The sequence below is a fragment of the Methanobacterium lacus genome (assembly GCF_000191585.1).
Lineage (GTDB): Archaea > Methanobacteriota > Methanobacteria > Methanobacteriales > Methanobacteriaceae > Methanobacterium_B > Methanobacterium_B lacus.
The window spans coordinates 1,727,468-1,741,136 of record NC_015216.1 but is presented as its reverse complement, the minus strand read 5'-3'; the positions used below and the strand labels follow the sequence as shown (position 1 = coordinate 1,741,136).

The following is a 13,669-nucleotide window of genomic DNA, read 5'->3' as shown; positions in this document are numbered from 1 at the left end:
GCAAAAAACTTTCTTAGCTCTTTAGATCCTCAAAAAAAAGATGTGGATATTGATGGTTTATCAACCACCAACCATTATCATTTTACCTGTTTGGGGATCCTTGTAGACAGTTCCGACCTGTTGGAATCCGGTTCCGGTTCCTGAAACTGTTTGTGGGGTTGCATTAACAACTTTACCTTCTTGTAGTTCAACTGTTTGCTGCACGCTTTGCATGATGGCTTTTTTCTCTTCTGGTGATGCGTTGCTGAAAACAACACTCTGCATTCCAAATGACATCACAGTAAATATTAAAAAGCCAACAGCCAGTACGAGCATACAGTCAACCATGTTAACTGCGTAGGCCATGGGGTCTATGTCTTCAGTTTCAGTTAGCTTTTTTCGTTTCCTTAGCATTTTCTAATACCTCCAGTATTGATTCTGCTAAAGCCTCCAAAGTTGAAATCTGATCTTCGTACCATCTTTTTCTAACCTTTGAAATGGTGTATGCTATGGCTGCAGATGTTAAACCAAGTATTGCGGCATCAAATGCAATTATTAAGTTTTGGGACAGTGTGTTTATATCTCCAGCACCTAACGCAGCTAGACCTGGACCCATAGGTATCAAGGTTGCTATTAATCCCAGTGCAGGACCAATTTTTGCTATGATATCGGTTTTTTCAGTTCTCTTAATGGCCTTTAGTTCTTCTTCTTCTATCATTTTTCTGGCCATGACTTCCCGGGATTTATCTCCAATACCGGTGCTTCCAGCAAGTTTGATCAATATTTCCTTCTGCTCCTTGGGAAGAACACTGGCATTCACCACGTTTTCAATATTTTCAGGGGTTCCTGGATCAGAGATATTGTTAATGAAATTTTCAACTTCTATAAATTCTGTTTTCTTTCGCATGGAGTACTCTGAAATTATTCCTCCAGCCTCTATAACAACGTAAACCAGCACTGCCAACAGTATGACAAGCACTGGCATGAGTAAACTTTGAGCAACAACGTAAAGTGTGCTGTTTATGAATTCACTGCCTGGAATTGCCGTTATTTAAATCACCTCCAAATAGATTCTTTTTTAGTTTTTACAAACCCTATTACTGCCAGTATTATCATGAAAACCATCACGTATACGATGGGACCCACGGAATTTAGGTCGTAGGGTTTCATTGGTGACATGAGAACCTGATTAATATTCGGCAATAGAATTACCGATGAAAGGAAATATATTCCTGCAAACAACATTAGATTTCCGAGTAAAATTGGGTATGGTTTGTTCACAACTCTCACAATAATATCTGATGAGAAGTAAACCACCAGTATTATTATGGTCATTAGAACTGCAGCGTACCTTCCGATCATGGCTGAAGATGCACCGATAATAGGTGATGCAATCACAATTGCAGCAATAACTGCTGTGAAACAACATGGGCATGGTGCTATCATTGCAGCACAAGTTGCCTTGGCATGATTTTTTTGGTTCACTTTCCATTCCCTTATAGTATGCACTCCTGCGTAAATTATGATGATGGACATCACACTGAACATAACGAAGTTGTAGTCTATTATGGTTTTGTAGACAGTACTCGAACTATCAGTGATCACTGTGGAAAGTAGAAATATTCCCACACCATATCCCAATGCAATTAACACCGCTACCTTCTTAGAAAGTCCAGAAAAGCCCATGGCAAGACCAATTTTCACTCCAAAAAGCAAAATTGCAGATAATATTCCTAATTGCCATAACAACTCTATCATTTTGTATCAAATCCTAGCTTTTACTTGACAAATTAAAATTTTTTTTATACCTACTCAATACTCTATTAAATAGTTTCAAAAGAAACTATCTGTCTCCAAATTAAATTTTTTTTGTTATAAAGCGACTGTTATATCTATATCAAATTTTTATCTCTTCTTTTTGAAAAATAGCTCCAAATTTTAAAAAAAAGAAATTAAAAAAAGGTAAATTGTTAGTCATTTGAAAAATGACTATTTACCAGTTATGGTGTAGTTTTTAGCAACTTTTCCGTTGATGTACACAGGTAACTGATATGAACCTTTTTTGGTGACTTTTACCCACATTTTCAGGTTAACTGTTTTGTTTGCACCAACAGTTCCAGTCCATGTTCCGTTCTTGTAGGTGAAAGGAGTGTTCTGAGCTGTGCTGATGACTTTAAATGCACTTGAAAGTTTGTCCTGAACTGTGAATTTGTTTGAAGTGTCTAAACCCATGTTTTTAAGGGTCACGGTGACAAGGAAACTTCTGTTCACATTGACTTTTGTGGCGTTAACAGCTGTGGTGTAGGATGTTTTGATATCCTTGTTGATGTTTAAACTGTTGTTTTTAGCTACTAGGTAGTTTGCTCCATTGTTGTCTGTGTAGTTCACAGATGGTGCGTAGACAGATGCTCCGGATTTTTTAGCTGTCACAGTGAAGACGATTATAGCGTCACTGTTAGCGTTTAAGTTGTCAACGTTCCAGGTTCCTGATGTTGCATTGAAACTTCCCCTTGAAACTGCTTGAATCTGGTAGTTAGTGAAATTTCCAGCTGGGAGTAAGTTGTTTATGGTTAAGTTTTTAGCAGTACCGTTTCCTAAGTTTGAAATTTTAACTGTGTAGGTTGTGGACTGACCGTTGGTTATGTTGTTACTTGCAAAGGAAGAACTTAAACTGACGTTTGAGTACTGGTATGCGCTGTCTGTGAAAACTCCACTAGTTGCTTTACTCTGTAGTGAGCTGTCTGCTATGAGTATGTAGTATGGGAATGTTGGTGGGAAACTGGTTGATTTGAGTGTGAAGTTGTTGTTGGTGATGTTGATGTTTTCAAATCCAGATGCGAGAAGAACTCCTACAAAACTGTTTGTCATGGTGTTGTTGTAGATGTTGCAGTCTGCTGCTCCGTACGCTGTTATTGAACTTAGTGTGCAGTTGCTTATTGTGTTGTTGTACACGTTGTGACCTGCAGAGTGCATGAGGTAAATACCTTCATCTGCATTGGTGATGGTGTTTCCAGTCACAGTTGCGTTGTATCCTAAACCGTGCCTAACATCAATTCCATGGTTTGCAGCATTGGAAACAGTGTTGTTTGCTATGTAAGCTTCTGCTGAACCAAATGCAAGAAGTCCTGTGTTTGTAAAGTTGTTAGCAGTGTTATTAATGATCTTTAATTCAGGGCATATGTATGCGTAAACTCCCCATGCAGATGAACTAAGGGTGTTGTTTACTATATTGAGTCCTAAAACGTTTGTTGCATAGATGAGAGAAGCCGATGTTGTTTGATTGTTAGAATTAGTCGTGATATTAAATCCACTTATGCTGCAGTTGTCTCCTGAAGCGTTGACTGTTGCATTACTGTTGTTTAAGAAATAGAATGCTGCTGTGTTTGATACTCCAAGGGCTTTAGCTGCTGCTGGAATGTTTGAACTGTTAGTTATTGCTTTAATGACTGTTCCAGTGTTTGCTCCCACTAAATTCAGTGTCTTATTAATTACCAGTGCAATATCGTCATATTCACTGCCTAAAAATTGTAGTGTGTCTCCAGAATTAGCATTATCAATAATAGTCTGTATCTGGGTGTTGTTAAGTCCGCTTGCTACATCTACTGTTGCTGCAGATGCACTGGACACTCCAGAACCTAGAATCGATATCATAATTAAAGAAACTAATAATATTTTTTTGATATCCTTCATGTATACCCTCCATTTTTTCGAACCGATCCAAAATATCATACTCCGATTTTTTTGTAATCAATTACAAAAATGTGATGGTCGAATGTATTATATAAACATATCGAATACTGGTCAATTTTACATGAAAAATGAATAAATAAATGTTAATGATCATATTAAAACAATATTGGAGGATTATTTTACAAAAAACCAATTTTTAGGATCAATAATAGTAAATAAGTTGAAATAATTCCAAATTATACTCATTTTTTATTCAAAAACTCATTCCTACCTAAACCTAATGTATAAATAGACAGTTCGATATATGCTAGTAGTGAAGTAAATGGTTAAAATACAGAATAGATAAGAATTTACCGTTTATTCGTAATATTTGTGATAAAATGAGACCAAGTACAAATACACGTCCCATAGTAGCAGCTGCATGCCTACTGATACTAGTTGGAATGATCCTAGCCCCTGTTGGAGCAGCAAATGTCACTGTAAATTCTGGAATGAAAAATTCAGACATACAGAATTTGATAGACAATGCTAAATCAGGAGATACCATTAAATTTAATGGAGGAGACTACCAGAATGTCTCAATTGTAATAAATAAGAAGTTGAATGTGGTGGGCACGAAGAATGTTGTATTAAATGGAACAGATTCTGCTGATTCGAATGGAAAAACCACTTTCGTATTCTACTTCACCAGTAAAAGTTCTGGAACAGTTCTTTCAGGATTTAACATCAACACATACACAGACTACGCTGTGATACTAAACAATGTCAACAATGTCAACATAGCCAACAACAACATAAACGGTGGAGCTAAAGGTTCCATCTACGTTGCAAGCTCATCCAACATCAACTTAACCCAAAACACAATAAAAAACTCCGATGGAAATGGAGTGACCATAGATTCATCCAAATCAGTCACACTCTACAAAAACTTGATCAACCACAACCATGGCGATGGAGTAACGGTTTTAAACACTCAAATAACCAATTTTACTCTAAACAAAATATCCTACAATGAACTAAACGCCATAACCCTAAAAAATTCAAACAACACACTCATACACAACAACAGTATAAACAACAACAAGGGTAATGGAATTGACCTTTACAACACGAAAACTACCAACATAACTGGAAACAACATCACCTACAACATACTAAACGGAATTTTATTTGATGGATGTACCACATTTACCTATGTGTCCTACAACTACTTCATACATAATTTAAACGGGATCTACTTGGATTCCATTAGTTATGGAGATATAATAGTGACTAACTTCATAGCCAAGAGTTACAAATCTGCCTTCACTCCCTACGAGTTTGATTATACTGGAACCGGAATCATGGTGGGGGACAACTTCAAAGACGACGATTCAAAAATAAACATATACTACAACTCTATCTTAGGAAATGAAGCATACTCAATTAAAAGTAATGTAAACTATGGATACCTAACGGTAGGTGCAAACTTCTATGGCACCAACGATAAATGGGCTTGTGCAGTTTGTCCAATGATTAAAACGGATATGTTGTATGCCAAGGTTGTTAAAGGTGTTAATGGAGTTAAATTGATATTTTATCAACCAAGTAATGCAAATCAGCAGGTGACCCAAGTCATTGATCAGAGCGTAAACTGGATTGTATCAGAACTAAATCCAGATGGTACAATCACCCAGATTAAAAATAAGTTGGGACAGATCACAAACGGTACCTCCTTCTTTAATTTCACAAGGAACAATAGCAAAACCTACATAGTTACAGCAATAATCAATGGTGTACAATATACTTACCAATGGGATCCAGACAACAACACAGACCAACCCAACAACGGTACAGGCAACAGCAATGGAACCAAGCCAGGCCCAGGAAATTCAAATTCAACTGGAACAGGAAACAATACCAATGGTACTGGTGGAACAGTTAACAACGGTACTGGAGGACAATCCAACTCCAATGGAACTGGTAATGGAAACAGTGGATCTGGAACTTCCAATAGTAACGGTACAGTAACTGGATCTGGAGAGGACATAACTCAAGTTGGTTTTGAAGGTACAAGTGCAAACAATGGTGGTCAGCAGTCAGCAGGAGATTCATCAGGTGGAAGTGAGAGTGGAGTTGAAGTGGCAATCAAAAACGCCATCACCAAAACAGTTACCAACCCCTTCAACAACCTGGGAATAATAGCACTCCTAGGATTAATAGGTATAGGCTACTTCAAACGGGACAAATTTAAATGAGAATATTGAATAAATCCTTTTCTACCTTTTTTTATTTTTTTAAATGAAATACGGGATAAATAATTTCTTGCAAAAGAAAAAATAAGAATAATCTGAGTTCTATTTAGAAAATTCAACGTCCAAGTGGACAGGTTTTGGTGCAGTTGAAGCAAACGTACTGGGATCCCAATGCTTGGGCTTGGTAGATTAACCTATAATTATCTCCACTTAACATCTCCTCCTGCTCATGGGGGTTTGAATTTATAAATTTAGTCCAGAACTGTTTATTTCCTCCAAATCCATATGGCTGACTGTTTGATAAACATTTCATCACATCAGTTTTGCCATCTTCATCTAAAGCATTTACTGGACAGTTTTTCACACAGTTATCACAGTATGTGCAGTCAGTTTCTTCAAGGGGTGAATCTTCATCCAGATCAAGATCTGTTAATATGGCCATGAACATAACCTTTGAACCCATTTCAGGGTGAATGATTAGATTGTGCCTTCCAAAATTGCCTAAACCTGCAGCGTATGCTGCATGCCTTAACGATACAAATCCTGACGGCATGAAGGTTTGTTTACTCATGGTAATGGGTCCTGAAGAAGGTACTATCATGACTTTGGCATTGAAGTTGGTTTTAATATAATTTGCAAGCTGATAACTCACACTGTGTGAAAAATCAGAGATCAATTTTATACCGACGGATGCAAACTGGCTGCTGTTGCTTTCCATGTTATCAACCTGTTGAAACGCAAGCACAACCATGTTTTTAACGGTTGGAAATAGTTCATGAACATCCACGGAGTTTGGACTGTTGTAATTTTCGATAGATGCAATTCCAATATCATCTACCCCTAATTCTTTGGCTTTTTCAATAATTTTTTCCTTCATAAACTTAACACCTGCTATTTTGAGGGAAACTAAATTTTATTAACATACAAATTATTTGTATACAAATAAAATTGTTGGTTTAAACATATATAATTTATCCAAAAACTGGCATAGGGTTTTGTGGGGGTTATAAGAAAAATAATTTAAATTATAAACATCTAAAAAAAATAAGTTAACTATAGTTAAGTGGAGATAAAGAATCTATGGAAAAATTGAAAGCGATCATTCAGCTCATCCGACCAGAATTACCACTTGCTGGAGGAATATGTGTCATTGCAGGTCAGATAATCGTACTACAAAACCTTCCAAGCTTGTATGTAGGGTTACTGGGATTTCTCACGGGATTTTTCATCTCCAGCGCAGCCATGGTAACCAACGACTACTTTGATTTGGAGGTGGACAGAGTAAACCATCCTCAAAGACCGCTACCATCCGGAAAAATATCACTGTCTGAAATTAAAGTTCTAACTGCTATTTTGTCAATTTTAGGATTTTTGACAGCGGCGCTACTTGGACCATTAACATTGGCACTATCAATCTTTTTGTGGGTGGTAGCAATCATGTACAACTGGAAGTGTAAGGAAACAGGCTTGTTAGGAAATGTGATGGTGGCAATTTCAGTCACGGGATTCTTCATATTCGGCGGACTTTCTGTGGGAGGATTAATAAACGGCATCATCTGGATATTTGGTGCATTAGCATTCCTATTTGATCTTGCAGAAGAAATAGCAGGTGATGCAATGGACATGGAAGGCGATAAAGAACGTTCATCCAAAACCATTGCCAGAACCCATGGAAAAAAGTACGCCCTCACAGTTTCAAGCACACTATACTCATTTCTAGTAATTTTAAGCTTAGTACCCCTAATTATGGGCTGGCTTGACCTGAAATTTCTCTATATTTTCATTCCACTGGACATGGCAATTATATATTTAGCCCTAAAAATTTTAAAAACCACAACTGCTGAAGAGGGTAGAAAAAGAATTCGTCAACTTTTCCTTACAATGACAGCGTTTGTCATAATATTTGTAGCACTATCACTACTTTAATAAGTAAATTCCAAAAAAAAATAGCTAACATCCTCAATTGATAAAAAAATAGAGATACTGGATTTTAAACCATAATTTAGTTTATTTTGAAGTTTTTGAGTAATCTGTGATGCCTAACCTGTTACCAGAGGGATCTTCAAACTCAACAGCCATTCCAGTCATGATTTCAAAAGGTTCAGATAAAAAGTTAACTCCCCTTTCCTTCAGACTATTGTACTCATCTTCAACATCGTCAACCACAAACCATATCGTGGGTTTAACATCTGGAAAACTATTTAAATCCTTCAAAATAATGGCAGGTTCCTGATCTCCCACATTAAATGCTGCCATACCCTTATCTGAAAAGTCAAACTTTAATTGAAGTCCCAAAACATCTTATAATATTTTTTAGCCTGCTCAAGATCATCAACACCTAGAAAAAAATTATCGTAGTCCTTCATTTTTCACCCTCCAAAGTTCTATGATTCCTATGATTTTAAAAATTTTAAAATTTATTGTTCTAACGAGGGGATACATAATTTCTTCAATCTGGTTTTATTACCTATAGTTGGTCTAAAACAGCTAGGAGTTTGTTGTAATCTTCTTCAACTACATTTTTCCGGAATTCTGCATCCAAATCCTTGGCAATTTCTATCATTTGTGGCCGGATATCCTTTGATTTAGATGTTAAACAAACTAATACAGATCTGCGGTCTTGGGTATCTTCAGTTCTTTGGATAAAATCTCTTTTTTCCATCCTGTCAAGCACACCTGTGAGGGTTGCACCGTCCATATCCAACCTTTTAGCTAGATCTTTAAATTTAATCTCATCTTTGTCCCACAGTGCACTTAAAACATAGAACTGGGCAGGTGTGATCTTAAATTGGGCAAGTTTTTCCTCGTAGTACCTGTGGATCTTACGCCGAACCCTGTTCAACTTGAAACAAACATAATTTTCTGGTCCTTCACTCTCAACCAATATCATAACCTCTTATAATTTTTGATGGATATATAGCATTTTCTTATTCAATTGACTATTAGTTTTCTATCATGATCCATATAGTAATGGGGGCTATGAATTTAAAAAAAATAACTAGAACTTAAAAAAAAAGAGAATTTAATAGTTTTTATTCTGCACCTGTAGGGGCATTATTTATCATTCTTTCTCTAAATGAGGGGTAACCATTACTTTTGTTCCAATAAAATTGGAGAGGAGTGCTCCAAAGACCATCTAATGTTTTGTAACTACTAGCACCCCAACTTTTAGGACTCACTGAGTGGTAAACAATATTACCATTCTTTGTGGCGTAATTCCCTATTACTATGGTTTGATAAATTTCCTTCTTGAGTGTGGTATGGTAGAAATGGGTGTAGATAACTATAGTTCCGTTTTGATAGAGGTAAGTTTTCCAGTAGTATTTGGTTGGTTTGTTCATCCCAGGATAAATTTTATCGGCAATACCAATGGAATAATGGCCTGCACTGTTCTTCTTGACACCATAACCCTTGGTAAGTGTGACCCCAGCATCTATGAGCTTAGGATATTTTGAATTGCCAAGATTGGTGGAGCTCGATATTTTTGAAGAATTAACATTTCCTGTTGCAAAAACAGTGCTACACATTACTAAAACAGAAAAAACTGCCAAAATTAATATTAAATCCTTTTTATCCATTGTATTTCATTCCTTTTTATGATTATATCCTGGTCATAATATTAACAATTAATACCATTACTACTAATACTCAATTATAATATATATGGATTTTGGTTAATTAAATTTAGCTTTGAAAATGTATCAATATTTATCGTATTAATTCTACAGCTTCCAATTAAGTAAATCCAAATTAAGAACACTACAACTTCATAACACTATTTTAAGCTGTTAATCAAGTTTTAATTGGAACATACTAATTCTTTTGTTCATAATCTGATTTGTAAATAACATTGAAGAAAAGTACAACTTTTATATTCTTAAAAAGGTAATTTCTTTAATGAAAATTCACATAATATATTTATTATGTGCAGATCTAAATTTCAAAGGGGTTGATTGTTGATGGATTTAGAATACTTGAAATCTGATACTAAACGAATCGAAAAAAAGTTTGAAGAACTGAACAAGAAGTACGATGTTATCCAACGTGAAAAGGAACTGGAATTACTTGAAAAAAGATCCAATGCGATAAACGAAGGTTCAGATGACAACTTGAAAACCCAAATTTGGGGAGATATCTACAAGGATGTCCTTGAAATTGAGAAAAAAACCGATGTAAAACCTGATAAAAAGAAGAAAAAGTAGGTTCAAGTTTTAAACTTGAAACTGTAATTAACTTGCTGGTTATTGCCTGCATAATCCTTCACAGATGCACTGGGCACACTAACAAGGTACCATGTGTTTTTAGTTTTTGTACTAGTCTGGATAAAAATACTGTTTTTTGATGCACCGCTTTTTATGGCTATGTTTTTACCGGTAATCAAATTTTTAACTGTTATTTTTGAGAAATTTGTACCTTTTTGTATGTTTTCGTTGTAACTAATACTGATGGTGGCAGTTGGTGAAACCTTGGTCTGAAGATTTTTTGGACTGGTGGACATCAACTTTGGAGCTGTGTTATCAACAGCGAAGTTTAGCCTGTAAAGGGATAGGCTGCTGTTAAATTGACTCAGAACAGATCCTGAGTGCAATATCAGGTAGTAATTTCCTGTTTTGAGTGTAGTTTTTGGTGTAAGTGTTAGTACGTTGTTGATGATACTGGTTGTGAATGCAATTTTTGTTCCACTTGAATTTAACAAGTCAATGGACATGTTTCCCTTTTTAATATTCTGGTTGAACTTCAACTGTATCTTGGTATTTCCAGGTACATTTGTCGCACCATTTTTAGGTGTGGTTCCATTAATGAGAAGGGGTTTAACAACTGTTACATTGGATTTTACTGTTTGATTATCTGCCAATGCATTCAGGGTCACAGTACCACTTTGTGTTGCGGTGTAGATTGTCACTACTTGGCCATTGACTGTGTAGGTGCCTGATGGTTTGAAACTGCCTTGGGTTGATGAGAATATCACGTTCATTCCATCAGGTACGTGACCATTAGATGGGTCGTGTTTAACCTTTGTGTTGTCGTAGAGAAAATTTGCTGTGATATTTGTTGGAATGCCATTCTTGATTAGCTTAGTACTGTTAAGGGTTAAAACCATCCATTTCGTTGCATTAACATTTCCGTATATGAAAGCTTGTGGTGAACTGTTTGATCCCCACCAGTTGTAGTTGGCGTTTACATAGTCTTTATCTGTGTAAACTATTCTTCCTTGATCTGCTATGTTTCCAACTATTCTGTTGAATTTCAGATTGGCATTACCTCCATAACCTGCAAAAACCCCACCATTGTAGTATGCAAAGTTTTTGGTCATGGTGCTGCCTGTGAGGTTGAAGTATCCTTGGTTGTACACTGCACCTCCATACTGAGCTTGGTTTGAAATGAAGGTACAGTTGTTAACTATGGTACTATTTTCGTTGAACAATGCACCACCAAATTGTGCTGCGTTGGTATAGAACACGGAGTTGTTCACAGTTAAAATTCCACTGTTTGATACTGCTCCTCCAGAAGTTGTTGTGGATCCCAATACATTATTTCCTGAGAAATTGGTGGATTTGATTGTGCAAGTGGATTTAGCAGAGTTAAATACAGCACCACCCATGAATTTTGCTAAGTTCTGGGTGAAATTGGAATTTGAAATGATTATATTTCCATTTTCATTGTAAATCGCTCCACCTCCATAGGAACTGCTGTTACCAACATTGGACTCGAATGTGCAGCCTGTGATGGTCATTGTTCCTTCGTTCCAAACAGCCCCACCACTACTTGCAGTGTTCTTTGAGAGGTAGGTGTTGGTGAGTGTTAGTTTCCCAGAATTTTTTATGGCCCCTCCAAAGTCTGAATTACCATTTATCAGTCGAATATCCACAATTTCAACTGTGCTACCCTTTGGAATTATAAATATTTGGCCTTTTTTATCCCCATCAATAATGGTGCCGGTTTTACTCTGGCCCTTGATGGTTATTTCGTTGTTTATTGTAATTCCAGTTTCATGGTAGGTTCCGATTTCAACAAACACCATCCCACTCTGCAGTGATTTGGTGGCATTTTTTATGGTTGCTTTGGGTCCGCTTTTGCTTGTGCTGTTGTAAGTTGCACTTTGACCATTCCAACTGTCGTTACCATGTGGGCTGACGTAGATGGTTGAAGATAGTGCAGCACTGGAGGTGTCTACCCCCAAACTGAAAATTAATGCCATTCCCATGAGGAACATGCCTATAAAAATTAATCTCTTATGATGTTGGATAACTATTCCCTTCCCCCCTTTTTATAATATTTTAGATGGATACTTTTTATGTACTGGGTATGTAACCAAGCATCTTAAATAAAATTTGGTTATCCCTGTTTTTTTCATAGTTTATTTGGGATATACAAACAGGGGTGGGTAAAAAAATAGTAGTTTTTAGACAATTATTTTGATTTGTAGAGTTAAAATTTTTAAAGCTGTTTTTGAAATTCTGCAAGTAACATCAGGATGTTGAATCCTTTGTTTGTTATCATGTAGTCGCCACGTTCGTGTCTTTGAATGATTAAATCATGGTCTTGTAATTTCTGTATGTGAAACAGCAGGTTTCCTCCACGAAGGCCTGTGAGTTCAGAAAGGGCACTGAAGGACTGGGCCTTGCTTGACATTTCCTTTAAAATCTGCAGTCTTTGTTTGTTTGAGATGGGATCTAAAACTTCTTTCACCAGTTTCTTTTCATGTATCGAGGAAATCTTAGGTTTCTCATCCTGAGCACTGTCGCTGTTGTAAATGTCGTTTGATCGAATTAGGTTTAACTGTTGATTGAACAAAGTTTGAACCTCACTAAAACAGGTTTCACACTTAGTGTAGGGAGCTTTATCTTTTATCCTTGCCAGTTCATCCTTTTTTTCTTTGATGGATGTTTCTGTAGCATTGTTGTTCTTTAAAAGTTCTGTGTTGCCATTTAAAAAGTCTGTGAAAACTTCTTTACATGTTGGTTTCATTTCACAGATTTCCATGTTGTTATCCAACCTGGTTTGGGCATCATCCTTCAGATATGTTATGATGGAACGTGTAAAATCCTTTCTGAGGTTGTTTAACATGAGTTCTAAATAATCCTGGTTAGATTTTTCCATCAATCGTTTAATATCTTGATGTATCTTATCCAACTTCTCATTAACGTTACTTGTAGTCATAACTTCATATTCATCCACATTTACCATGGGATCATCTATGGTTTTCTAAATAAATAAAGGTTTGTTTCTTAACCAAAACAGTCATTGAAGTACATTGAACTGTACAAGGTATATTTTTATGACGGTTTAGTATATATTAATATTGGGACATATATGGGGAGTGAAGTTAAAAAAAATTAATGGAAGGTGTTTTAGTGGTAATGAATCAAGAAATGATGGATAACATAACAAAGAACAACCTAGTATTTTTGGCAACAGCAGCAGCAGACGGAACCCCAAACGTTGTTCCAATAGGATTGGCAAAGCCATTGGATAACAAAACAGTTTTACTGGTTGCTAACTTCATGAAAAAAACCATTCAAAACCTTAAAAACAATCCCAAGGCATCGGTAATTGTTGGAAACGTGTCTGAATGCCCCTACCAGTTTAAGGGAAGTGTGAAGATCGAAGAATCAGGTAAAAATTATGATGACGCAGTTGAATGGGCTAAAAGTGTTATGGCACAATTGAACCCATTTGCAGCGGTAATACTTGAGGTTGAAGAGGTTTACTCTGTGCAACCAGGTCCAGATGCAGGTAAATTAGTGGATTAAAAAAAAATAACA

General features: G+C 36.3%; 14 protein-coding genes. 4 read left to right on the top strand and 10 right to left on the bottom strand.

All coding sequences use genetic code 11. The features are described 5' to 3' along the window. Positions 1 to 60: 60 nt before the first annotated feature. The 4 genes from METBO_RS08395 to METBO_RS12845 form a co-directional block, all read right to left on the bottom strand. On the bottom strand, positions 61 to 393 hold the full coding sequence (locus METBO_RS08395) for a DUF2149 domain-containing protein (RefSeq protein ID WP_013645267.1): 333 nt from the start codon (positions 391 to 393) through the stop codon (positions 61 to 63). Continuing rightward, positions 365 to 964 carry a MotA/TolQ/ExbB proton channel family protein gene (locus METBO_RS08390; RefSeq protein ID WP_013645266.1) on the bottom strand — a complete coding sequence of 200 codons (600 nt, stop codon included), beginning with the start codon at positions 962 to 964 and terminating at the stop codon, positions 365 to 367. Before METBO_RS08390 ends, METBO_RS08395 begins: the two co-directional genes overlap by 29 nt. 71 nt (positions 965 to 1,035) lie before the next feature. Further along, positions 1,036 to 1,737, bottom strand: coding sequence for a DUF2162 domain-containing protein (locus METBO_RS08385; RefSeq protein WP_013645265.1), 702 nt, complete (start codon positions 1,735 to 1,737; stop codon positions 1,036 to 1,038). 231 nt (positions 1,738 to 1,968) lie between these two features. Next, positions 1,969 to 3,669 (bottom strand): right-handed parallel beta-helix repeat-containing protein, encoded by a 1,701-nt coding sequence (locus METBO_RS12845; RefSeq protein WP_013645264.1) that lies wholly within the window; start codon positions 3,667 to 3,669, stop codon positions 1,969 to 1,971. Positions 3,670 to 4,049: 380 nt separating this feature from the next. Here METBO_RS12845 and METBO_RS08375 point away from each other — a divergent pair, with 380 nt between their 5' ends. Beyond that, complete coding sequence (locus METBO_RS08375) at positions 4,050 to 5,906, top strand: right-handed parallel beta-helix repeat-containing protein (RefSeq protein WP_013645263.1); 1,857 nt, start codon at positions 4,050 to 4,052, stop codon at positions 5,904 to 5,906. A gap of 112 nt (positions 5,907 to 6,018) precedes the next feature. On the opposite strand, the gene METBO_RS08370 is transcribed toward METBO_RS08375, so the two are convergent. Further along, positions 6,019 to 6,780 (bottom strand): 4Fe-4S binding protein, encoded by a 762-nt coding sequence (locus METBO_RS08370; protein ID WP_013645262.1) that lies wholly within the window; start codon positions 6,778 to 6,780, stop codon positions 6,019 to 6,021. 203 nt (positions 6,781 to 6,983) lie between these two features. Here METBO_RS08370 and METBO_RS08365 point away from each other — a divergent pair, with 203 nt between their 5' ends. After that, the gene (locus METBO_RS08365; RefSeq protein WP_013645261.1) at positions 6,984 to 7,829 is read left to right on the top strand and encodes a UbiA family prenyltransferase; all 846 of its coding nucleotides are present in this window, start codon (positions 6,984 to 6,986) and stop codon (positions 7,827 to 7,829) included. Between the two features lie 81 nt (positions 7,830 to 7,910). Here the strand turns inward: METBO_RS08365 and METBO_RS08360 are convergent, their stop codons facing one another. The 3 genes from METBO_RS08360 to METBO_RS08350 form a co-directional block, all read right to left on the bottom strand. Next, on the bottom strand, positions 7,911 to 8,198 hold the full coding sequence (locus tag METBO_RS08360) for a VOC family protein (RefSeq protein WP_227717212.1): 288 nt from the start codon (positions 8,196 to 8,198) through the stop codon (positions 7,911 to 7,913). A gap of 172 nt (positions 8,199 to 8,370) precedes the next feature. Continuing rightward, positions 8,371 to 8,793: a MarR family winged helix-turn-helix transcriptional regulator gene (locus METBO_RS08355; protein WP_048186422.1), complete on the bottom strand. Its 423-nt coding sequence runs from the start codon at positions 8,791 to 8,793 to the stop codon at positions 8,371 to 8,373. A 142-nt stretch (positions 8,794 to 8,935) separates the two neighbouring features. Further along, the gene (locus tag METBO_RS08350) at positions 8,936 to 9,481 is read right to left on the bottom strand and encodes a hypothetical protein (protein ID WP_013645259.1); all 546 of its coding nucleotides are present in this window, start codon (positions 9,479 to 9,481) and stop codon (positions 8,936 to 8,938) included. Positions 9,482 to 9,862: 381 nt separating this feature from the next. Between METBO_RS08350 and METBO_RS08345 the strand changes: the two genes are divergently transcribed. Continuing rightward, the gene (locus METBO_RS08345; RefSeq protein ID WP_013645258.1) at positions 9,863 to 10,105 is read left to right on the top strand and encodes a hypothetical protein; all 243 of its coding nucleotides are present in this window, start codon (positions 9,863 to 9,865) and stop codon (positions 10,103 to 10,105) included. A gap of 2 nt (positions 10,106 to 10,107) precedes the next feature. On the opposite strand, the gene METBO_RS08340 is transcribed toward METBO_RS08345, so the two are convergent. Continuing rightward, positions 10,108 to 12,108, bottom strand: a complete 2,001-nt coding sequence (locus METBO_RS08340; RefSeq protein WP_013645257.1) for an Ig-like domain-containing protein — start codon at positions 12,106 to 12,108, stop codon at positions 10,108 to 10,110. Between the two features lie 233 nt (positions 12,109 to 12,341). Continuing rightward, positions 12,342 to 13,091: a winged helix-turn-helix domain-containing protein gene (locus tag METBO_RS08335; RefSeq protein ID WP_013645256.1), complete on the bottom strand. Its 750-nt coding sequence runs from the start codon at positions 13,089 to 13,091 to the stop codon at positions 12,342 to 12,344. A 152-nt stretch (positions 13,092 to 13,243) separates the two neighbouring features. On the opposite strand from METBO_RS08335, the gene METBO_RS08330 reads away from it, so the two are divergent. Beyond that, positions 13,244 to 13,657: a pyridoxamine 5'-phosphate oxidase family protein gene (locus METBO_RS08330; RefSeq protein ID WP_013645255.1), complete on the top strand. Its 414-nt coding sequence runs from the start codon at positions 13,244 to 13,246 to the stop codon at positions 13,655 to 13,657. Positions 13,658 to 13,669: the final 12 nt, after the last annotated feature.

What these genes read in the sequence shown, in the direction of transcription:
- METBO_RS12845 (WP_013645264.1), bottom strand. Translation starts at nt 3,669, where the DNA reads ATGAAGGATATCAAAAAAATATTATTAGTTTCTTTAATTATGATATCG.
- METBO_RS08385 (WP_013645265.1), bottom strand. Translation starts at nt 1,737, where the DNA reads ATGATAGAGTTGTTATGGCAATTAGGAATATTATCTGCAATTTTGCTT.
- METBO_RS08345 (WP_013645258.1), top strand. Translation starts at nt 9,863, where the DNA reads ATGGATTTAGAATACTTGAAATCTGATACTAAACGAATCGAAAAAAAG.
- METBO_RS08395 (WP_013645267.1), bottom strand. Translation starts at nt 393, where the DNA reads ATGCTAAGGAAACGAAAAAAGCTAACTGAAACTGAAGACATAGACCCC.
- METBO_RS08365 (WP_013645261.1), top strand. Translation starts at nt 6,984, where the DNA reads ATGGAAAAATTGAAAGCGATCATTCAGCTCATCCGACCAGAATTACCA.
- METBO_RS08340 (WP_013645257.1), bottom strand. Translation starts at nt 12,108, where the DNA reads ATGGGAATGGCATTAATTTTCAGTTTGGGGGTAGACACCTCCAGTGCT.
- METBO_RS08355 (WP_048186422.1), bottom strand. Translation starts at nt 8,793, where the DNA reads ATGATATTGGTTGAGAGTGAAGGACCAGAAAATTATGTTTGTTTCAAG.
- METBO_RS08370 (WP_013645262.1), bottom strand. Translation starts at nt 6,780, where the DNA reads ATGAAGGAAAAAATTATTGAAAAAGCCAAAGAATTAGGGGTAGATGAT.
- METBO_RS08350 (WP_013645259.1), bottom strand. Translation starts at nt 9,481, where the DNA reads ATGGATAAAAAGGATTTAATATTAATTTTGGCAGTTTTTTCTGTTTTA.
- METBO_RS08390 (WP_013645266.1), bottom strand. Translation starts at nt 964, where the DNA reads ATGCCAGTGCTTGTCATACTGTTGGCAGTGCTGGTTTACGTTGTTATA.
- METBO_RS08375 (WP_013645263.1), top strand. Translation starts at nt 4,050, where the DNA reads ATGAGACCAAGTACAAATACACGTCCCATAGTAGCAGCTGCATGCCTA.
- METBO_RS08330 (WP_013645255.1), top strand. Translation starts at nt 13,244, where the DNA reads ATGGAAGGTGTTTTAGTGGTAATGAATCAAGAAATGATGGATAACATA.
- METBO_RS08335 (WP_013645256.1), bottom strand. Translation starts at nt 13,091, where the DNA reads ATGGTAAATGTGGATGAATATGAAGTTATGACTACAAGTAACGTTAAT.